This window comes from Acinetobacter chengduensis (assembly GCF_003664645.1).
In the GTDB taxonomy this organism is placed as follows: domain Bacteria; phylum Pseudomonadota; class Gammaproteobacteria; order Pseudomonadales; family Moraxellaceae; genus Acinetobacter; species Acinetobacter chengduensis.
In genome coordinates, this window is record NZ_RCHC01000018.1 from 15,464 (window position 1) to 35,538 (window position 20,075).

The following is a 20,075-nucleotide window of genomic DNA, read 5'->3' on the forward strand; positions in this document are numbered from 1 at the left end:
AGAATCAGGATGAAAAAAATATATGCCTTACCTTTTGCAGTCACTGCACTGGTTACTGCATTAAGCGGTTGTGGTGGTGAAAGTGCGAAAGTTATTCCAGAAACTTATGATAGTAGTACTGTAAACGGTGCATGTAAGAGTGCCAGTGAAAACTGTGTAGAATTTATTTTAGATTATCCTGTGGACGGCATAAATTTTACCTGTTCTAGTGATAGTAAAAATAAATTTGTGACCCTGTTTGATGCCAGTGAAGGTGTATCTTCTGGGGCGTGCCGTGTTGGTGATACGGTGAATTTTTATTTACAGGGTGAAAAAGACAAGCGCATAGAACTGGGTAGCGTACAACTTGATAATTTGTCTAAAGTGGCAAGTGCGAGTACACCTCCACGCCTAACATTAATTGATTTAGCTTCTGGTATGACTAAGCAACAAGCGCAGAGCATTAGTCCAAATGATGCAACGGTCAAAGTTGCGATGCGTTTAGCCATGATGATACAAGCGCTCGGCATGAAAAATAATCAGGTTTCGTCTGCAACCGAAATTCAGCCTGTTTATATTGGCGATAGTAACCGCCAAGCGATTGAAAGTTTAGAGGCAAGCGTAACCACAGCAACTTTAGTCGGTTTCAAGGATGATGAATTTAGCGCTTGGTTAAATCAATGGCTAGGTCAAACACCCATTAGCACAACTGAAGCATTTTCATTGATTGAAAAGTTAATGAACATTTCAACCGCTGCCGTATATCAGCCTGAATTTGCTTTATTTTCTACAGAGCAAAGCTTGATTAGTGCCTTGAGTGGTTCAAATGGTTTAGTCGGCTGTGATAAGGATACCTGTTCGCCGTCAGATAAGACCAAGACGAATATTTTTGGTCACTTTTTATTGATGACTGATCGTCAAGGCGTAACATTTGGTAGTGGCTTACAATGGCGTGGTAAGGTTGATGAGTCATTAAATACCATTGGTGGTACCAATGCATTGCTCATGACCAAGGTCAAGCCTAAGCAAATGACGGCTTCACCGCAAGAGACATGGATTGATCCTTTAACTAAAGAAATTGATCAGGCTCGCCAATTTGGCTTTAAGTTTGATGTTGATGAAGCGGGTGCACAGCCACTAGTCATTACCCAAGGTAAATTGTTGGCAAACAAAATGGTTGTGGGTACTGGTGGGAATTTGTATCAAACGCTCACCAATAAAAAAGAATCTGAAATTACCAGTGCAGATGCTGCTAATTATGGTTTATGGAATCAAACAGTCAATGGCACGCTATATAAAGGCACATTAGATTTGTATAAGTTGTACCCGTTGTCTTATTTGGACAAAAATGTATTTAGCACTCAAGCCAACACCCCAAAATCAACTTATGTTTTCCCATTGTATGCGGACTTAACGTTTAAATTTAATGATACTACGGTTAAAACAGTCAAACTTGGGATTGTGATTGACCGCAATGGCGATATTCGGACCAATATTAAACCGAATGTGCCAGCGAATATATTTGATACGGCAATTGGTACTGTCGATTTATCTACAGATGATGCTACAGGATGTCGTGGTCAGGATGTGTTAAATAAATATACTATGATTGATGATCAGAATACGCAGCAATATCGTATTGGTACCGTCACGCGTACGTTTACGAAAGGTTCTAAAGTGACTCCTGAAACTATCTCGCTACGTATGATTTTGGCGGATAAGGCCTTCGGTACGTTGAATGGCGCCTTAATTGGGATGAATACCACCATTCAAACGTCGACAGATAGCTCGACCAGTATTGTGGTCGGTGGTGCATTATTACAAATGGCGAACTTACTTTCTGCATCTGCGGGTATAAAACCAAGTGGCGTGGTGATGACAGACTCTGCAAACCAAAAAGTACGATGGGCCAATAGTTTTGCAAGTTTTAACGGAACTTATAGTAATAGTGTGCCGACGGATACAGAATCTAAAGAGATTGCTAAACTGGCTGGTGGTGAAATTACATTAGATCTTGCACCATGCTATACAGTTAAAGCGAAATAAATTCGTGTAGTTAGCACAATTTTAAAAACCCATCTTCGGATGGGTTTTTGCATGAGAGAATGTTCATTCTTGATGAATAACAACGTAGCGCCGTATTAACCTGTGTGGTCGAGACGTGTGCCTAGGGTTTCTAAATGGGTCTCAAAATTCCCTGTTTTACGGTCCGAAAAATAATGTCGAAGAGTACGCTCAACACTTGGAAATGCTAAATCATTCCATGGAATTTCATCTTCGCTAAATAAGCGAGACTCGATGGTTTCTTCTCCAGAGCCAAACTCGCCACCGACCAGCTCTGATTTAAATAAAACGTAGATTTGGCCAATACGTGGAATATTGTACATGCAGTAAAGTTGTTGAATATTGACTTCTGCTTCGGCTTCTTCACGTGTTTCACGTGCAGCACCTTGCTCCATAGTTTCAAATAATTCCATGTAGCCTGCAGGAAGTGTCCAAAGTCCATAACGTGGCTCAATGGCACGTCTACATAAAAGGACTTTATCTTCCCAAAGTGCAAGTGCACCGCAAATCACTTTAGGATTGACATAATGGATGGTATTGCATTGTGTACATACACGACGGACTTGGTGATCGCCAAGGGGAATTTTTTCTGCTGTTTTATGTCCACAGTTACTACAAAAATTCATATTCATCGTCAATGATAAAGTGAACGATCAGCATAACTGAAAAATAAATGTTTAGCATCATTTCTAAACACAAGCACTAAAATTCGGCTATGATGAAATGATTGAAAAAATAAGGATAATGACGAATGGATGATCGTTTATTGACACATGTGCTGCAGCAAAGTTTACGCTTTTCTCGCCGTACCCAACCCGCACAAGCGGCGGTGTTAATTGCGATTACCAATGAATCGAGTCCTAAAGTTTTATTAACCCGCCGATCAGCCTATTTAAATAATCATGCGGGGGAAGTGTCTTTTCCTGGAGGGAAGCGTGATCCGAACGATACCAGTAATATTGTGGTGGCGTTACGCGAAGCGCAGGAAGAAACAGCGCTCAATCCTTTTGATGTGCAATTGTTGGGTGAGTTGCCCATGCAAAAAGCACGTAATGGCATGCTGGTAAAGCCTGTGGTGGGTCTGATTCCACCTCAGGTTGAGCTGATTGCACAGCCTACAGAAATTGACCGTATTTTTTTCGCATCTTTGCAAAAGTTAATGGATGCACCGCCTATTCCTTATGAAGTACGCTATGCCCATCAGTCCTTGTATTTTCCAAGTATGCGGGTAGAAAATGAAATCGTGTGGGGACTGACAGCACGTATGTTGGTGTCTTTATTTCAATATGGTCTCAATTATCAAAAAGAATGGCCATTTTTAGTTAACTCACCTGTATTTAAAATGAAATAAAACGAGTGCACTATGTTCTACAAATTTGAAGGGCATTGCCCGAAAGCGATTATTCGTCCTTGGGATGGTTGGGCTGCAGAGAATGCAACTGTTATTGGTCAGGTTGAATTGGGTCAGCAAGTGAGTATTTGGTTTGGTGCGGTGATTCGTGCGGATAATGCCAAAATAAAGCTGGGTCATTTTACCAATGTGCAAGAAAATGCTGTATTGCATACCGATGCAGGTATTGAGATGCAGATTGGTGAATATGTCACGATTGGACATCAAGCCATGCTACATGGATGTACAGTTGGAGATAACAGCTTAATTGGCATCAATGCTGTAGTACTGAATCATGCTGTGATTGGTAAGAATTGTATTATTGGTGCCAATGCGTTAATTCCAGAAGGCAAGGTGATTCCAGATAACTCTGTAGTAATGGGTTCACCCGGAAAAGTGGTAAAAACTTTAGATGATGCGACGGCTGCAAAATTAAAAATGAGCGCATTACATTATGCTTCCCACTTTTTAAAATTTAAAAATTTAGAAGTGGTGCATGTGGATTAAGGACGCCGTAGACTGCGATTAGCTTGGATGAATGCATCATCTCTTATAGGTTACATATCTACTCACAGAGATTTCCTCGCGCACTAGGCATGAGTGGAGTATGATATTGGTCATTTTTCAGATTGACTTAAATAAGGTTGTGCATGAAAGTGCTGGCACTGGAAACTGCGAACGAGCAGTGTTCCGTATGTATTGCAGAAGATAATCAAGAACTCTATTTCCAATTAGATGCGCGTGCTAAAGCACAGACGCAAACGATTTTGCCACTTATTGAGCAAGGTTTTAAAGAACTAGGTATTCAAGCAACTGATTTAACTGCAATTGCGTTTAGTCGTGGTCCGGGCTCTTTTAGTGGTGTACGTATTAATGCTGCTGTAACGCAAGCATTGGCATGGGCCAATGATTTACCTGTTGTGCCAGTATCGACTTTACAAGCGATGGCACAAGCTGCCTATCGTATTGCGGGTTTAACAGCAGTGACTGCTGTGCTCGATGCACGAATGAAAGAAGTTTATATTGCAAGCTTTGAATTAGATGATGATGGCATTATGCAAGCCATCGATGAAGAACAATTATTAAGCTATAGCGAAGCTGAGCAGTGTGTAAAATTTACAGTTATTGGCTCGGGTTCAGCTTTAGTTAAGCCAGAACAAGTACAGTACGTCGCAGTTAATGCAACGGCGCAAGATATTGCGACGATTGCAAATGTACAAGCACTGAAAAAAAATTGGGTAAGTGCTGAATATGCACTACCTGTGTATTTACGCGATAATGCCTGGAAAAAAATTCCAGAACAAGGCAAACCATAATTAGGAATAGGTATGGATCTTTTACTGCTGCTTAAAGCGGCAATCATGGGTATTGTTGAAGGTATTACAGAATTTTTACCTATTTCCAGTACGGGCCACTTAATTCTGGCATCTGAATTAATGGATTTTTGGACCAAAGAGAAAAGTGATGTCTTTGTCATTGCGATTCAAATGGGTGCAATTGCTGCAGTTATTTATGAATATTGGTCGCGCCTTTGGGGTGCTGCGACGGGGATGTTCACAGGTGAACCCAAAGGGCGCCATTTAGGTTTTAGTTTAATTTTAGCGTCGATTCCAATTGTATTGGTGGGCGTCACTTTTGGGCAAACAGTGAAAGATTTACTGTTTAATGATATAGCCGTGGCGATTGGTTTGATCATTGGTGGTTTCATTATTATTTGGATTGAAAAACATCCACCTAAAGTGAATGCACAAGAAGTTGAAAATATCAGCTTTAAAGAAGCGATTTATATTGGTTTAATTCAAGTATTATCGTTAATTCCAGGTACATCGCGTTCAGGTGCAACCATTATTGGTGCAATGTTCTTAGGTGTTTCACGTAAAGCAGCGACTGAATTTTCTTTCTTCTTAGGTATTCCTGTAATTATTGGTGCGGGTCTTTTAGATTTGTATCAAAGCTATCATGTGTTTACATCTACAGAAGATTGGGCTGTGTTAGCTACAGGGTTATTGGTCTCATTTATTTCGGCATTGGTGTTGATTCGCGTATTGGTGGCTTATGTTGCAAAACGTGATTTCATGGTCTTTGCATGGTACCGAATTGCATCTGGTTTATTAATTTTATTATTCGTAATGACAGGCTGGAAATTATGGTAAGCGTTATTCGCTTATACACAGAAGCCGAGTTTGAAGTGAAAGCACAGCAGTTCTCTGCTGTGCTTTCTTCACGTGGTGTAGATGTAAATATTGAGCTGACAGAAAAGCTCAATGCACGATTTTTTAGACAACATCCAGATTTGGCTTTATGTGTAGATGCTGACGGCCTCTGGCTATGTGCTAATGGCATGAAAATGCAACCCGATTGGAAGGCGGAATCTGGACGTTTAAAACGTGCGTCGTTGAAGTCTGAAATGATTGCTCGTGCATGTAATTTGTCTGAAAAGCCTCGCTTAATTGATGCAACAGCAGGCCTTGGGCACGACAGTTTGTTAATGGCACATTTAGGTGCAAATGTGACCTTGGTTGAACGTCATCCCATATTATTTACACTGCTGGAAGATACACAGCAACGTGCCCTGTTGGATCCTTTCCTAAAGAGCACCGTACAAAGAATTACATTGGTCTTTTCTGACTCGGCAGATTTTTTGCAACAGCAAGCGACAACACAGCAATTATATGATGTGGTGTATTTAGACCCGATGTTTCCACAGCGTGACCAAAACCAGCAAGCCATCAAAAAGCAAGCACAAGTGAAAAAACAAATGCAGTTATTGCACATGCTTTTGCCTGAAGATGGTGAAATGGATTTAGGCGACAACCTTTTGGCATTAGCACAAAAAGTCGCGAAGCGAGTGGTGGTGAAGCGACCTCGCTTGGCTGTGTTTTTAGCAGATCAAGTGCCGAATCATCAATGGCAAGGAGATGCTTGTCGTTTTGATGCCTACTTCCAGCTCGAACATGAGACTAAAGTTTCATAATTGCTGTAAAAAACACCAAAGATTTGCTATATATTTGAAAAATAGCATTGATTAAAACCACATCAGGCATAAACTTACAAAGCAAATTAGCGAGCCACAGCTGCCTCTGAATTTCTATGATTGACTTCAAACCCTCCATTAACTTTTGGCATGATTTTAAAAGCAACCAAACTGCAGGTATGTGGCTGTTTCTCGGTTCGAGAGGCTCCCTTCAGATTGTTCGCCCATCAATTATGCAACTGGTGTTTTGGGGGATTTTAGGAGGCTGTGCCAATAGCTTATTTAGCTGGTTAAGCAGTGGTCAAGCAGGGGTATTTAACCCGCAAGGTTTAATCAGTTATGCACTTTGGCCCTTTATTGCTTTAATCGTTGGTATTTTCTTATCGCAACGTATTAACAATCCACGTTTAATGCTGGTACCCGCATTATTGTGGTTAGTGTTAGATACGCACATTATGATGTTCCAGTGCTTGATCCAATTTATGGGGGATCAAGACTATCTGCCGTATATTTTGTATGACTATATTCCGACCTTATTTATAGGTCTGTTTGTTTGGCAAAGTTTGGCTGTGGTGTGGGTATTTTCACGTGAGTTGAAATGGCCGTGGTGGGAGCGTGCGCTGATTATGTTAGCGACGCTATTTACTTTGGTTGTTTGGCAAATGTCGGTCAAAGACCAGCCGATTTGGAAGGTTGAAGAGTTACCGCCTGTATTTGCAGAAGATGCATTTTATGCACAAAGCCGATTACTGAATAAATCGTTAGACGCTGTTCAATATGGCGAATTTGCCCAGTCGCATTGGTACTTTTTAGGTGTGGCAGGTGCAAGCTATCAAGATGTATTTATGTATGAAATCGAACGTATTAAAGAACAGTTTGATACTCGATTTGGTACTTTTGGGCGTTCGGTTGAGTTAATTAACCATCCTGCAACGCGCACAGAAATTCCAATTGCTTCTAAAACCAGTATGGAGCTTGCATTACGCCGTATTGGTCAGCAGATGAATCGTGAAAGCGATGTACTATTTTTATACATGACCTCGCATGGTTTACCTAATGTATTTGAAATGGAAAATGCACCATTGGACTTGGCTCAAGTCGATCCAAAATGGTTGCGTGAGACTTTGGATGCATCGGGGATACGTTGGCGAGTGATTGTGATTTCATCGTGTTACTCAGGTAGTTTTGTACCTGCACTTCAAGATGAAAATACGCTCATTATTACGGCTTCAGCAGCAGATCGACAGTCATTTGGCTGTTCAAGTGAATCTGATTATACTTATTTTGGCCGTGCTTTCTTTGATCAAGCCATGCGCGAACAAACTTCAATTCAAGGTGCATTTAACCAAGCCAAAGACACCGTGGCGAAATGGGAAAATGCACAAGGTTTCGAGCCTTCTGAGCCACAATGGTCAATTGGTAAAAATATGCAGTTTATGTTGCCACAACTTGAGCAACGCCTATTTCCACCTGCAACGACTACACCAGCACAGCAAGAGTCCATTCAAGCCAAGCTTTAATTTAGCCATCTAATGCATAAAGGAAGAAACATGAACCTTATACAATCGAATCAATGTTTCCAAGGTGAGCAACGAATTTATAGCATTGAATCGAATGCTCTAAAAACTACGAGCCGTTTTGGTATTTTTCTTCCTGCACAGGCTTTGGCGGGTCAAGCATGCCCAGCATTATTTTATTTGGCGGGTTTAACTTGTACTGAAGAAACCTTTGCTATTAAAGCGCATGCGCAGCGCATGGCTGCAGCGCTAGGCTTGATTTTAATTAGCTCAGATACATCACCAAGAGGTGATGAAGTTACAAAAGGCGATCATTGGGACATCGGTCAGGGTGCTGGTTTTTATATCAATGCGACTCAAGCACCGTGGGCAGAACATTTTCAAATGGAAAGCTTTGTAGCAGACGAATTATATGCGTTGATCACACAAGAATTCCCTGTGGCTACAGGTCAAGTCGGCATATTTGGCCACAGTATGGGTGGCCATGGTGCTCTGACCTTAGCACTAAAATATCCTGAAAAGTTTAAATCAGTTTCTGCATTCGCACCTATTTGTGCACCTAGCCAATGTCCTTGGGGTGAAAAAGCATTTTCGGCCTATTTGGGCACAAATAAAGACACATGGCTTGCACATGATGCAACGGCACTGATTGAAGCTAAAGGTGCATTGTTTAGCGATATTTTAATTGATCAAGGTTTGCAAGATCAGTTTTATAGCCAATTAAATCCAGCGTTATTCAGTCAGGCATGTGCAAAGGTTGGACAGACGCTTAGCTTACGTGAGCATGCGGGCTATGATCACGGGTATTATTTTATTCAAAGCTTCATAGATGAACATTTACAGTTTCATGCTGTACAACTACAGTGATGTAATTCAAAACAAAAGCCAGACATACAGTCTGGCTTTTTTCATGTATCTAAATCAGCATCAGGGCTGATCGAGCAAGAGCTTAAGAATGAAGCCAATTTGCATGCAGGCTTTCTTGTCCCATTCGGATAAGATGATCCAGTACAACATTTTCTAAGCGCTCAAGATCAACATTTTCTTCTTTAGGCTGAATACGTACTTTAAGGATGCCAGCTTCGGGTTGGAGAAAAATTGTAGCTGTAGGCATAAAAATACTGAATAGCTCCGCTTCTTCAGTAGTTTCAAACTTATGTTTCCAATGATTTAGCAATCGTTTTGCGATTCGTGCTGGTTGTGCAGATACAATCTTCGCTTCAGAATATTGATGCATTTTAAAACTCTACAGATTAGGTAGATGATATTAATGAATAGTAATTGATTCTCATTTATTATTGTAGCGTTAATTTTCAACACAGCGTTTTATTCATGCGATTTTGTTAGAGTAAGGCGATGGAAAGCAGCTTTTGCTATAATAAAGATCGTGAGATTTATATAAGCCAGGTTTTTCCATGTCCAAGCCATTTTTAATTGCACCTTCTATTTTATCTGCAGACTTTGCTCGCTTAGGTGAGGAAGTTGAAAATGTACTCGCTGCAGGTGCAGATGTTGTTCATTTTGATGTGATGGACAACCATTATGTACCCAACCTAACATTTGGTGCAGGTGTGTGTAAGGCACTCAAAAAATATGGCATTCAAGCGCCAATCGACGTGCATTTAATGGTTTCACCAGTAGATCGTATGATTGGTGATTTCTTAGAAGCTGGTGCGGACATTATTACTTTCCACCCAGAAGCTAGCGATCATATTGACCGTTCTTTGCAGTTGATCAAGTCGGGTGGTGCAAAGGCTGGTTTAGTGTTTAACCCTGCAACGCCTTTACATTATTTGGATTATGTACTCGACAAAGTTGACCAAGTGCTGTTGATGAGTGTGAACCCAGGTTTTGGCGGTCAAAAATTCATTCCAATGACGTTGGAAAAATTACGCCAAGCACGAAAAATTATTGATGCCTCTGGCCGAGACATTCGCTTAGAAGTGGATGGCGGTGTTACACCAGCAAACATTCGTGAAATTGCTGAAGCTGGTGCGGATATGTTTGTGGCGGGTTCTGCAATCTTTGGTAAGCCAGATTATAAAGCTGTGATTGATGAAATGCGTTTAGAGTTAGCACAAGCAGGTTCAGTTCAGGTATAAGATTTTCCACTTAATCCACATTGTCTTGTGGATAACTTTATGGATATCTGTGTAGATAACTAGGTGGATAACTCAGTGGATAATTTGTTTAATTAATAAGCGTTTAAAGCTCAATGGTTTAGTAATTAGACAAATAATGTATAAAAATGACTCAACTGAGTCCTTTTTATACATCTGAAGTCTTTAAAAATATGGGCTTTTATTAATCTGGTGTTTAAAAAGTAGCTGTTTAAAAAATAACTTTATTGTTTTAATCAGAGCAAATTTTAAGAAATAGAATTGATTAAATTAAATTTAAAAAACTGTGTATAACCCATAAAGAACAGGTTTTGCTTTATGTGGATTATTCGGGATAGAATGGGCTAGGTTGAAAGTAAATCTTGTGTGTCACGCAAGGTGAATTAGACATTGGGGTTGAGCAGGGTGCTTCATTTTTTGTATCGACATTGTGTATTTGTCACGTTGATGGCTTTTGTCATCAGCTGGAGCAGTGCCGTGTCTGCAAAGCAAATCCCGATGCAATATCTAATGTCTATTGATAAGATCGCTCTAAATACACATAAGGTTGATCCGAAAACAAATCCTGCAAATGTTGACGCTGAATTGGTACAGCCAGTAGCTGATCATGGCTCAGTGCATCAGATATCACAGGCTCAGCAACACCTGACTGAGCATGTCGCATCGAGCATGTCTATGTCGGATTGTCATCAGCAATCGAGTCAGTCATCTCACACTGGTGCGACCAAGGCAATGCCACTGACACATTGTGATTTATCAAATACTACGCTTAAACATAAAGATGATTGCCAAGTCTGTGAGCAATGGCATTGTCAAATGATGCTGGTTGCAGTTGAATTGGTGCCCAATGAATGGCTCAAACCACTTTCAGTGACTTTTAAATCCTCCCTTATCAGCCCTTATGCTGCACAGCATTTACAGGGCTATTGGCAAGAAATTTTACGTCCTCCTAAAGCTTAATCTTGATTTAAAACGCATTTTCGCAATTTAAACAAAGGTTAAGTTATGTCTACAGTATTTAAATACCTCATGCTAGGGTCTTGTCTTAGCATATCCGTAGGATCGTATGCAGCGGTCAAAGAATATCAGCTCAATATTGATGAGCAATGGGTTAATGTAACGGGCAAGCCTGTAAAACGCATTACCGTCAATGGCCAATTTCCTGCGCCACAGCTCGAATTTGAAGAAGGCGATGAGGCTGTTATTCGTGTGAAGAATCATTTGAAAACACAGGATTCATCTATTCATTGGCATGGGCTTTTACTGCCTGGCTTGATGGATGGTGTGCCGGGGTTCAATGGTTTTACTGGAATTTCTCCCAACAAAGAATTTGTCTATAAATTTAAAGTACGCCAAAGTGGCACTTACTGGTATCACGCTCACTCTAAGGGCCAAGAACAAGACGGCTTGTATGGGCCTTTGGTGATTTATCCAAAAGGCAAAAAGCCCTTGACTAGTCATGAGCAAACGCAACGTGATTATGTGGTCATGCTGTCCGATTTTCATGAAAAAACCAGTGCAGAATTACAAAAAAATCTAAAAATTTCCGCTGAGTACTATCAAAATCAACGTGAAACACTGTCCGATGTGTGGAAGCAGGTTAAACGTGATGGTGTAAAAGCGACATGGTCTGATCGAAAAATGTGGAATCAGATGCGAATGCTTAAAACGGATTTGTCTGATGTCACGGGCTATACCTTTTTAGTGAATGGTAAAACGCCTGAACAAAACTGGACTGGAATGTTTAAGCCCAATGAGAAAGTTCGTTTACGTTTTATTAATGCCTCAGCCATGTCATTTTTTGATGTACGAATACCGAATTTAACGATGTCCGTTGTCAGTGCTGATGGCCAAGCGGTAAAACCAGTCAATGTAGATGAATTTCGTATTGGGACAGCAGAAACTTATGACGTAATTGTGCAACCCAAATCAGCACATTATCAAATTGAAGCGGAGTCGATTGATCGTTCAGGTTTTGCGGTAGGAACATTGCGTAATGAGTTAAGTCCAATCATGCAGGGCATTCATTTGCCTCAAGCTCGTCCTCGTGCCTTGTTAAATATGGACGATATGGGACATGGATCTTCTGATCATGGTGCGATGGATCATTCCCAAATGAATCATGACGCAATGCCTGCGATGGATCATTCCCAAATGAATCATGATGCAATGCCTGCAATAGATCATTCTCAAATGAATCATGATGCAATGTCTACGATGGATCATTCCCAAATGAATCACGATGCAGTGCCTACGATGGATCATTCCCAAATGAATCATGCTTCGTCTGAAACAGCACAAAGTACAGCACCTGTGTATGGCTGGGCTAATGCATCTACACCCAAAGGAGATAAGGCATTACAGTACAGTGATCTTAAATCTTTAAATCCGCAGGCGGATACCCGAGAACCTACGAGTGAATTGGTGATTCATCTTGGAGGCACTATGGAGCGCTATATTTGGACCATCAATGGTAAAAAATTTAGCGATGCTGAGCCGTTAAAGGTGAAATATGGCGAACGAATTCGGGTGAAATTTGTCAATGACAGCATGATGGCGCATCCAATGCATTTACATGGCATGTTTATGCAATTGGAAAATGGCCAAGTTGCATCTGATATGCCCAATAAGCACACGATTATTGTGCCACCCGCAAAAACAGTCACTGCACTACTTACCGCAGATGAATTGGGAGAGTGGGCAATTCACTGTCATCTGCTTTATCACATGAGTGCAGGCATGATGAGTAAATTGATCGTTGCTAACGTGACAGACGCAAATGTGTCAACTTCAGCGCTACAAGCTCAACCTACCGTACCAGCGACATCACAAGGAGATGCACATGCGCACCATTAATTCGCGTTTCTCACAGGTCGCTGGTGTATTGGTGATGGCTATGAGTAGTGGACTTGCAATGGCTCAGACACAAGTACAGTCAAAGGACCAATCATTTGATATGGCTTCTATGGATCATGCACATACGTCGCATCAGGACATGCCAGCGCATTCAATGCCACATACAGACATGATGCATCAACAGGTTGAGCAAAAACCACAGCATGCAGATAAACAAAAGCCACAGCCTTGTCAGGATCAATCTGTTCAGCAAGTGCAAAAGCCACAATGCAAAAATGCTTCAACACATTCAACCGAGAAGGAGAAGATGCATGTACAACATTAATCTTTTCTCGCCAACTGTACTTGCTCAGTCAGTACTTGCCACCACATTAGTTGTGACAAGCGGGTTGAGTCAGGCGAATCTGTCTGCTCAAGCACAGATGCCAATCATGTTGGATCAGCAACATTCACATCATAATATGATGGATATGGAGTCCGTATCTGAACCGAAGGCGGTTATGAGTGCGGACATGGCAATGTCAGAGCATTCTTCATCGTATAATCAAGTAACACATCAGCAGGGTAAGTCAGATTCATTGCAACATAGCGATGAGCAAATGCCACATGAAGGGCATGATCACCGTAAAGAACATGGCGCTCAGGTTTATGCCGTGACAACGCTTGATAGCCAATGGCAGCTAAATAATGATGATCAGGCAATGTGGAAAACCGAGTTTGAAACAAAAATAGGAACTGATGAAAATAAGGTTTTTTTTAAACTTCATGCAGATAAGGCCGAATCAGAAGATCTGGACTTAGAGGCAAAATTGTTGTACAGCCGTATGATTTCGGACTTTTGGGACGCACAAGTAGGTGTGCAGTACCGCGCTGAAAAGGTGCAACTAAATGCACAGAATAAAGACACGGAAGAAAATCTAGATGCGGTATTTGGTTTACATGGGCTTGCGCCATATTTCTTTGAAACCGATGCTTATTTTTATGTAGGCGCAGATCAATACGCTGCATTTAGTTTGGAAACTGAGCGAGACTTATTGTTAACGCAGAAGTTGATTTTAAAGCCCTATTTAGATTTAACCGTTATTTTCAGTGATGAATCTAAATATGCCCAAAAAACTGGCTTAAGTCGTGCGACTGCTGGTTTAGAGGCACGTTATGAAATCAGTAAAAAAGTGATGCCTTATTTAGGTATTGCTTATGAATATAGCCAAGGTCATGCAGAAAATTTGTGGCAAGCAAAAGCTCCATCTGATCAAGCATGGTTATATGGTGCGGGTATACGGTTTAAATTTTAAACCTAATATACGTATCAACTTGGCTTGAATTTGTATAGGTCTTTGAATACATAAATTCAAAGGCCTACTTTTTGTAGGTTTATTTTAGGTCATGAAATGTAAAAAATGCCCTAAAATGTCTCAAAAATAGTTATGATTGCACCATTAGAAGGAGGAACGACCTCCCTCATTTTTGCCTAATGTAAATATGAGAAAAATCGTCAGGACGACCTGACTCTATAGAAGGAGCAGGCATCGTGGCTTGGATAGTTCTCGTTTTTGCAGGTGTTTTTGAAATTATTTGGGCATATACCATGAAAATGTCCGAAGGTTTTACAAAACTTGGTCCTAGTATTATTACATTGATTTTCATGGTATTAAGCTTTGGCATGTTAGCTTACGCCATGCGAAGCTTGCCTTTGGGAACAGCTTATACTATTTGGACAGGCATTGGCGCGATAGGTTCTTTTGCTGTCGGAATTTTTGTTTTAGGTGAACCAGCTACCGCTTTGCGGATGTTGGCTGCAATACTGATTGTTTCAGGCTTGGTGCTAATGAAACTTTCATCGTCTTAATATGTATTTTAAGTGTCATCTCAAATTGAGCTGGCACTTTTTTGTATCAATTTTTTACATTTTAATTGTTCAACAGGGTAAGGGTAGAATGGCTTGGGTTGTATTGATTGTGGCGGGTATGTTGGAAGTGGTTTGGGCATATTGTATGAAAGTGTCCGATGGATTCACTAAGCTCACCCCAAGTCTATTGACGCTCATTTTTATGATCGCGAGTTTTGCTTTATTGTCTTATGCCATGAAGTCTTTGCCCTTAGGTACAGCCTATACCGTTTGGACTGGAATTGGTGCAGTAGGCTCATTTGCGGTGGGTATTATATTTTTAGGAGAGCCAGCCTCTGCCATGCGAATGCTGGCAGCCGTTTTGATTATTTCAGGATTAGTGCTGATGAAGCTCTCTTCAGCTTAAAGTGAAAGCCAGACAAAAGGCATAAATGATGTTAACGCTGAGATTGAATATTGACAAACATAACGACTTTTAAAAATTGATATAAAATAATGAATTATAGGTATATGATGCTGTTGAATAAATAATACTCAATATAGATAAATGAATATTACACAAATGTTGATGCCTTTATTTGCCCAAATGTGGTGGCTGATTCTGTTTATGGTTCTCGTAGGCTTATTTAAAGCATTTAAGCCTTTTTTGAAGGGAAAGTTCGGCGAGTTCGCAGTGAGTGTACATGTCAAACTTTATTTAAATAAAGAACAATATATATTATTAAATGATTGCACATTCCCTGATGAACAAAATCAGACCACGCAAATAGATCATATTTTATTAAGTCCTTTTGGTATTTTTGTGGTGGAAACTAAAAACTATAAGGGTTGGATTTTTGGCGGTGAGCGTCAAAAAATGTGGACACAAAAGATCTATAAACAGAGCTATAAATTTCAAAATCCATTGCATCAAAATTATAAGCATCAGAAAGTTTTACAACAGATTTTGAACGATATTGTAGAGCCAGATTTGATTCATTCGATCGTGGTTTTTATGCCTGACTGTGAGTTTAAAACAGCCATGCCTGACAATGTATTTCGTGGCGCACGCTGGACAGATTATGTGAAGACCTTCCAACAACCCTGTATATCCGCAATGAAAATCAAACGTATTCAGCGCCGCTTAGAACAGGAAGTTTTAGAAAAATCTTGGAAAACACAGCGTCAACATGTAAAGAATGTACAGCAGGCACGGCAAGATCGTTCCATGAAGTGAATGCTCGCTGAGGCAATGGTGATATCATCGCTGTTTGTGCTTTGCCGTTCTTTTGTTATGATGCGAGGCAATAATAATAAACTGAAAAACACAACAAATGACTACAGCCAACCTAGCAAATTTATTTTTACAGGCCTCAGAGAACCCGGAATTAACGCCAGTATTTTTACAGCAGTTATTAAACGTAGAAATCTACGCCTTAGGTTCTGAGCAAGTCAATGGGCGCTATCAATTTCGAATGTTACAAACAGAGCAGGGGGAACAGGCAATCCCGTTCTTTTTATCTAAAGAGATGATTTATGCAGATTTAGGTGATGAGCCTTTTGTACATTTGCCCGCACGAAAATTGTTTGAAATCACGCAAGGTGCAATATTGGTTCTGAATCCAACTTCAGATGTTTCCAAAGAGTTTTCGCCACTAGAAATAGACTTTTTGCTACAGACAATGCCCCACGTGTGTTAAATGATATATAGCTCAAAATAAAAAAGGCCCTTCCGTTCGAAGGGCTTTTGCTTATTGATGCTGTTGGAGCTTTAGTACAATATCAGCCAGTGGTTTAACTTTTTTCACGTCATCCCAAAGAAGCTTAGCTTCAGGATAATGTTTGGACATCATGCCAAGCCATTGTTTATAACGTCCCACCATATTGATTTCTTTCTTGTAGGGGCCACTCAGGAAGCGGATTTGGAGCTGAATCAGTTCGTCCCATGTAATGAGCGCATCATCGGTATTTTTACGAATGCACTGTGTAATATCTGGTGTTGTTACGGCTGCGCGCCCAATCATTAAATCTTCACAGCCAGATTCTAGCTGACACTGTTTAGCATCCGCATTGGTCCAAATTTCACCATTGGCGATCACATTAATTTTTAAGCTTTCGCGAATGGGTTGCAGTAAGTCCCAAAATGCAGGCGGGGTATAACCATCGGCTTTTGTACGTGCGTGAACCGTTACCCATGTAGCACCAGCATCTTCAATTGCATGCGCATTTTCTAAGGTAAAGTTGCGATCGAGATAACCGAGACGCATTTTCGCTGACACAGGAATATGTGCAGGCACAGCATCACGTACAGCTTTTACCAATTCATGCACGACTTCTGGCTCATCCAACAGTACAGAGCCGCCACGATGGCAATTTACAGTTTTAGCCGGACAGCCAAAGTTCATGTCAATTGCTGGCGCCCCGAGTTCTACTGCTCGTACCGCATTGGCAGCCAGCATGTGTGGATTATTTCCTAAAAATTGCACATGTACAGGTGTGCCTGAGGCTGTTTTACCTTCGGTTAATAGTTCAGGGCAATAGCTATGATAGACGTGGTCAGGCAAGACAGAATCAGTCACACGAATGAACTCAGTTACACACCAGTCAAAGCTTCCGACGGATGTGAGTACATCACGCATAATAGGATCTGTTAAGCCTTCCATGGGCGCAAGAACAAGTTTCAATGTGACCTGCCTATGTCATAAAATCGAAGGCTGTTATACGGTTTTTTGCTGATGATGTCTAGCAATGTGCAGGATATTTCCATATCTATTCTTATTACATTGGCATAAAAAAGCCTGCTCAATCACTTGGAATGAGCAGGCTGTATACGGATTTCACAGGTATCTAGACCATTGTACTTTAGAGCTTGCTGCTTTTAAGCCATTGCCTGTATTTGGTGTACCTGATCCATCGCTATTTTTAGATGGGACCGTAATTTTTGTGCCACCCATCACGTGGTTAGCAATCAGACCGCCATCTACACCTTGAGTCGCAATATTGCCTATAATAGCATTGGCATTATTTGTAATCCCGCAGGCTGCAGAGGTTGTTACGCCTTTACGACTTAGCACATCGCCATAAATTCGGGTACATGCACCAATATGAATTTGATCATTTGCCATTAATGCTACACGGCCTAAATCTAATTTATCAATTGACTTACCGTCAATAGTGACTTTTTTATTGGTTTGATCAGGATTTTTGTCCATATTTAAAAGGAATTCATTGTCATTTTTACACAGGTTCACTGGTACTAAATAGCGCTCTGACAATGTTGTTGGTGTTGTCGCAGTAATTGTAAGATCAATGTTATTTACGGTTTTTAAACGGCGGTTACAGATCAAACCAACTTTGTCGGCACCTTCACGTACAACTTCATAAGGGGCATAAATACGCGGAGAGAAGGCGATAGACCAAATTTCTCCTTCTGCTAAGAAGCTATTGGTATAGGCATTCGTTAAGCTGTCAGCTTGCCAGTTGGCTGCGCCTGCGAACTCTAAAGTACCTTCAAAATACATGATCCCAGGTGCGAGTGTGGCATTGTCCAGTGAAGATGGATTCATAATCGAGCGTACACGCCATCTATTTAAAATATTGCCATAACCGTAATCGTCATCTATTCCTAGGGTTTTGCCAATACTAATTCGAGGCAGATAACCAATGATTTCACTGCTGCATTTTCCATTGGTCACAGTAAGACAAATCGCTCCAGTATAAGTTTTTCCATTAAATGTATAATCACCGATTGAAAAGCCTTGAGAGTTGATAGATTGTTTAGTTCCATCGGCATTCAAAATATATTGACTATTATTTTCATAAATATAAGTCAGCGTATTCGCTTTGTTTTTTAATTGGTTGAGGTATACGCGGTCAAACTTGCCACTTTTAGTGAAAATATAGTTGGCTTCTTGTTTGTAGACGGTTACATCAACTTTAGTTTCAAATGCTGTACTGTCACTAATACCTTTCCGTATGCCTTGCTCATTAATGGTCACAGTTGGAGCTGTCATTACATTAAAAAATGGAGAAAGCTGAGTTTGTTTCTTATAAGTAGAACCGGATGTAGCAAACAAAGAAACATCAATATCTGAGCCAACGACATAAATATCTTTTGCACTTGCTCCAAGCCCAATCACTTGAACTTTTCCTGCAGATTTAATATGACCAGCATTGCTACCAGTATGCACTTCAACATTACCTTTTGCTGTAATGTCATCGGTTTTACCACCTAGCCACAGCTCAACAGCTCCTAATGTTTCTATGTTTTTAGCGCGGGCATTAACTCCTGTTACAGTAACTTTTCCGCCAGCTTTAATATTACCTGCTGTATTATCGGTGTGAATCTCAACTTCACCTTTAGCAAAAATATCTTGTGATTTACTTCCAGTCCATAAAGAAACATCTTTATTCGATTCAATTTTTCCAGCTGTAGCCCCAGTGTTGAGACTGACCCAGCCATTGGCTTTAATATCTTTTACTGTTGAAGCGCTGATGGTCACATTGCCCATGGTTTCAATATTGTCTGCTTTAGACCAGCCACTAAGCTCGACGTTGCCAATGGATTGAATATTTTTAGCTGTTGCACTTGTATAGAGAGTTACAGTGCTCAGCGCTTTGATATCTCCAAAATTATCGCCTGTTAATAATGTAACTTTTCCTCTCGAAGTGACATTAATAATGGCATCACCGCAGTTTTGAGCGCCACAATCGATGTATACATCTCCAGTTGCATTGATATTCAGCTCAGAAATATTTTTGGTTTTAAATAGAAGATTGAGAGCGAGGCTGCCGTCAACATTGAGTGTCACTTTGGCATTTGGTGATTCAGACTCGATTAACGTCGCCCCTGTAAATACGGTGTTGCCACCGAAGTTAATTGCGCTATTTTCGCTGACAACAGCAACTGTTCCATTAGTTAAGGTCAAATTATAGATTACTTCAATAGTCGTTGCCGCTTGAGAGCTTAAGTTGTTTGAACTGATATTTGCAGTAACCGTACAGGCTGCTCCTTCAGTTGTACAGCCGGAAACACGGATATTTTTGGCAATAATTTCTTTTTTGTTTGCATCAGATCTTAGGGTAATGCTTCGCCCGTTCAATGCTGGAATATTCGTTGCATTTATTTTGCCCTGATTCAATAAATATTCTTTAAATGCACTTACACCAGCCCAGCCCATAAGCTGTGCATTGGTTTGTGCGTGAGCTGCCACACCTGCTTCACGGTTAGTGACTAAGGTTTTTGCGACAGTTGCTGTAAGCAGCATGACAGTGATGCCAATGAGCAATACTAGAAGTACGGTTGCCATGCCTTGCTGTTTTTTTAAAGTATGCATTGCTCATCCCT

Annotated in this window: 21 protein-coding genes; 17 read left to right on the forward strand and 4 right to left on the reverse strand. The window is 40.6% G+C overall.

The window, feature by feature from the left end:
* Window positions 1–9 precede the first annotated feature (9 nt).
* Window positions 10–2,025, forward strand: a complete 2,016-nt coding sequence (gene filF, locus D9K81_RS14195) for a putative pilus system protein FilF (protein WP_120375579.1) — start codon at window positions 10–12, stop codon at window positions 2,023–2,025.
* Between the two features lie 95 nt (window positions 2,026–2,120).
* Here the strand turns inward: filF and D9K81_RS14200 are convergent, their stop codons facing one another.
* Entirely contained in the window at window positions 2,121–2,669 is a 549-nt protein-coding gene (locus tag D9K81_RS14200) for an NUDIX hydrolase (protein ID WP_120375580.1), read from the reverse strand.
* A gap of 125 nt (window positions 2,670–2,794) precedes the next feature.
* On the opposite strand from D9K81_RS14200, the gene D9K81_RS14205 reads away from it, so the two are divergent.
* The 7 genes from D9K81_RS14205 (at window position 2,795) to fghA (ending at window position 8,791) form a co-directional block, all read left to right on the forward strand.
* Entirely contained in the window at window positions 2,795–3,394 is a 600-nt protein-coding gene (locus D9K81_RS14205) for a CoA pyrophosphatase (protein WP_106986006.1), read from the forward strand.
* Window positions 3,395–3,406: 12 nt separating this feature from the next.
* Entirely contained in the window at window positions 3,407–3,940 is a 534-nt protein-coding gene (locus D9K81_RS14210) for a gamma carbonic anhydrase family protein (protein WP_120375581.1), read from the forward strand.
* A gap of 143 nt (window positions 3,941–4,083) precedes the next feature.
* A complete protein-coding gene (tsaB, locus tag D9K81_RS14215; protein WP_120375582.1) occupies window positions 4,084–4,749 on the forward strand; it encodes a tRNA (adenosine(37)-N6)-threonylcarbamoyltransferase complex dimerization subunit type 1 TsaB in 666 nt (221 codons plus the stop codon).
* Between the two features lie 12 nt (window positions 4,750–4,761).
* Window positions 4,762–5,586, forward strand: a complete 825-nt coding sequence (locus D9K81_RS14220) for an undecaprenyl-diphosphate phosphatase (protein ID WP_120375583.1) — start codon at window positions 4,762–4,764, stop codon at window positions 5,584–5,586.
* Window positions 5,580–6,407, forward strand: coding sequence for a class I SAM-dependent methyltransferase (locus D9K81_RS14225; protein ID WP_120375584.1), 828 nt, complete (start codon window positions 5,580–5,582; stop codon window positions 6,405–6,407). The genes D9K81_RS14220 and D9K81_RS14225 overlap by 7 nt, the downstream gene beginning before the upstream one ends.
* Before the next feature lie 116 nt (window positions 6,408–6,523).
* Window positions 6,524–7,927, forward strand: coding sequence for a C13 family peptidase (locus tag D9K81_RS14230; protein ID WP_120375585.1), 1,404 nt, complete (start codon window positions 6,524–6,526; stop codon window positions 7,925–7,927).
* A gap of 30 nt (window positions 7,928–7,957) precedes the next feature.
* The gene (fghA, locus tag D9K81_RS14235; protein ID WP_120375586.1) at window positions 7,958–8,791 is read left to right on the forward strand and encodes an S-formylglutathione hydrolase; all 834 of its coding nucleotides are present in this window, start codon (window positions 7,958–7,960) and stop codon (window positions 8,789–8,791) included.
* Window positions 8,792–8,873: 82 nt separating this feature from the next.
* On the opposite strand, the gene D9K81_RS14240 is transcribed toward fghA, so the two are convergent.
* Window positions 8,874–9,161 (reverse strand): DUF2218 domain-containing protein, encoded by a 288-nt coding sequence (locus tag D9K81_RS14240; protein ID WP_120375587.1) that lies wholly within the window; start codon window positions 9,159–9,161, stop codon window positions 8,874–8,876.
* Window positions 9,162–9,339: 178 nt separating this feature from the next.
* Here D9K81_RS14240 and rpe point away from each other — a divergent pair, with 178 nt between their 5' ends.
* From rpe to D9K81_RS14285, 9 genes are all read left to right on the forward strand, one after another.
* Window positions 9,340–10,026, forward strand: a complete 687-nt coding sequence (gene rpe, locus D9K81_RS14245) for a ribulose-phosphate 3-epimerase (protein ID WP_120375588.1) — start codon at window positions 9,340–9,342, stop codon at window positions 10,024–10,026.
* 495 nt (window positions 10,027–10,521) lie between these two features.
* A complete protein-coding gene (locus D9K81_RS14250; RefSeq protein WP_147395924.1) occupies window positions 10,522–11,004 on the forward strand; it encodes a hypothetical protein in 483 nt (160 codons plus the stop codon).
* Window positions 11,005–11,049: 45 nt separating this feature from the next.
* On the forward strand, window positions 11,050–12,900 hold the full coding sequence (locus D9K81_RS14255) for a copper resistance system multicopper oxidase (RefSeq protein ID WP_120375590.1): 1,851 nt from the start codon (window positions 11,050–11,052) through the stop codon (window positions 12,898–12,900).
* On the forward strand, window positions 12,887–13,225 hold the full coding sequence (locus D9K81_RS14260) for a hypothetical protein (protein ID WP_120375591.1): 339 nt from the start codon (window positions 12,887–12,889) through the stop codon (window positions 13,223–13,225). The genes D9K81_RS14255 and D9K81_RS14260 overlap by 14 nt, the downstream gene beginning before the upstream one ends.
* Window positions 13,212–14,195 carry a copper resistance protein B gene (locus D9K81_RS14265; RefSeq protein ID WP_120375592.1) on the forward strand — a complete coding sequence of 328 codons (984 nt, stop codon included), beginning with the start codon at window positions 13,212–13,214 and terminating at the stop codon, window positions 14,193–14,195. The genes D9K81_RS14260 and D9K81_RS14265 overlap by 14 nt, the downstream gene beginning before the upstream one ends.
* A 236-nt stretch (window positions 14,196–14,431) precedes the next feature.
* Window positions 14,432–14,749 carry a DMT family transporter gene (locus D9K81_RS14270; protein ID WP_120375593.1) on the forward strand — a complete coding sequence of 106 codons (318 nt, stop codon included), beginning with the start codon at window positions 14,432–14,434 and terminating at the stop codon, window positions 14,747–14,749.
* A gap of 88 nt (window positions 14,750–14,837) precedes the next feature.
* Entirely contained in the window at window positions 14,838–15,155 is a 318-nt protein-coding gene (sugE, locus tag D9K81_RS14275) for a quaternary ammonium compound efflux SMR transporter SugE (RefSeq protein WP_120375638.1), read from the forward strand.
* Between the two features lie 141 nt (window positions 15,156–15,296).
* Window positions 15,297–15,965, forward strand: a complete 669-nt coding sequence (locus D9K81_RS14280) for a nuclease-related domain-containing protein (protein WP_120375594.1) — start codon at window positions 15,297–15,299, stop codon at window positions 15,963–15,965.
* A 97-nt stretch (window positions 15,966–16,062) separates the two neighbouring features.
* The gene (locus D9K81_RS14285) at window positions 16,063–16,428 is read left to right on the forward strand and encodes an SseB family protein (protein ID WP_120375595.1); all 366 of its coding nucleotides are present in this window, start codon (window positions 16,063–16,065) and stop codon (window positions 16,426–16,428) included.
* A gap of 51 nt (window positions 16,429–16,479) precedes the next feature.
* Here the strand turns inward: D9K81_RS14285 and D9K81_RS14290 are convergent, their stop codons facing one another.
* Together D9K81_RS14290 and D9K81_RS14295 are read right to left on the reverse strand one after the other, a co-directional pair.
* Window positions 16,480–17,412 carry a tRNA dihydrouridine synthase gene (locus tag D9K81_RS14290; protein ID WP_121523458.1) on the reverse strand — a complete coding sequence of 311 codons (933 nt, stop codon included), beginning with the start codon at window positions 17,410–17,412 and terminating at the stop codon, window positions 16,480–16,482.
* A 153-nt stretch (window positions 17,413–17,565) separates the two neighbouring features.
* Window positions 17,566–20,064: a hypothetical protein gene (locus tag D9K81_RS14295; RefSeq protein ID WP_121523460.1), complete on the reverse strand. Its 2,499-nt coding sequence runs from the start codon at window positions 20,062–20,064 to the stop codon at window positions 17,566–17,568.
* Window positions 20,065–20,075 lie beyond the last annotated feature (11 nt).

Excerpts from the sequence above, each read along its gene's own strand:
- D9K81_RS14200 (WP_120375580.1), bottom strand. The coding sequence starts at position 2,669 with ATGAATTTTTGTAGTAACTGTGGACATAAAACAGCAGAAAAAATTCCC.
- D9K81_RS14230 (WP_120375585.1), top strand. The coding sequence starts at position 6,524 with ATGATTGACTTCAAACCCTCCATTAACTTTTGGCATGATTTTAAAAGC.
- sugE (WP_120375638.1), top strand. The coding sequence starts at position 14,838 with ATGGCTTGGGTTGTATTGATTGTGGCGGGTATGTTGGAAGTGGTTTGG.
- D9K81_RS14205 (WP_106986006.1), top strand. The coding sequence starts at position 2,795 with ATGGATGATCGTTTATTGACACATGTGCTGCAGCAAAGTTTACGCTTT.
- D9K81_RS14255 (WP_120375590.1), top strand. The coding sequence starts at position 11,050 with ATGTCTACAGTATTTAAATACCTCATGCTAGGGTCTTGTCTTAGCATA.
- D9K81_RS14285 (WP_120375595.1), top strand. The coding sequence starts at position 16,063 with ATGACTACAGCCAACCTAGCAAATTTATTTTTACAGGCCTCAGAGAAC.
- D9K81_RS14210 (WP_120375581.1), top strand. The coding sequence starts at position 3,407 with ATGTTCTACAAATTTGAAGGGCATTGCCCGAAAGCGATTATTCGTCCT.
- rpe (WP_120375588.1), top strand. The coding sequence starts at position 9,340 with ATGTCCAAGCCATTTTTAATTGCACCTTCTATTTTATCTGCAGACTTT.
- fghA (WP_120375586.1), top strand. The coding sequence starts at position 7,958 with ATGAACCTTATACAATCGAATCAATGTTTCCAAGGTGAGCAACGAATT.
- D9K81_RS14265 (WP_120375592.1), top strand. The coding sequence starts at position 13,212 with ATGTACAACATTAATCTTTTCTCGCCAACTGTACTTGCTCAGTCAGTA.
- filF (WP_120375579.1), top strand. The coding sequence starts at position 10 with ATGAAAAAAATATATGCCTTACCTTTTGCAGTCACTGCACTGGTTACT.
- D9K81_RS14240 (WP_120375587.1), bottom strand. The coding sequence starts at position 9,161 with ATGCATCAATATTCTGAAGCGAAGATTGTATCTGCACAACCAGCACGA.
- D9K81_RS14220 (WP_120375583.1), top strand. The coding sequence starts at position 4,762 with ATGGATCTTTTACTGCTGCTTAAAGCGGCAATCATGGGTATTGTTGAA.
- D9K81_RS14295 (WP_121523460.1), bottom strand. The coding sequence starts at position 20,064 with ATGCATACTTTAAAAAAACAGCAAGGCATGGCAACCGTACTTCTAGTA.
- D9K81_RS14225 (WP_120375584.1), top strand. The coding sequence starts at position 5,580 with ATGGTAAGCGTTATTCGCTTATACACAGAAGCCGAGTTTGAAGTGAAA.
- tsaB (WP_120375582.1), top strand. The coding sequence starts at position 4,084 with ATGAAAGTGCTGGCACTGGAAACTGCGAACGAGCAGTGTTCCGTATGT.
- D9K81_RS14260 (WP_120375591.1), top strand. The coding sequence starts at position 12,887 with ATGCGCACCATTAATTCGCGTTTCTCACAGGTCGCTGGTGTATTGGTG.
- D9K81_RS14280 (WP_120375594.1), top strand. The coding sequence starts at position 15,297 with ATGAATATTACACAAATGTTGATGCCTTTATTTGCCCAAATGTGGTGG.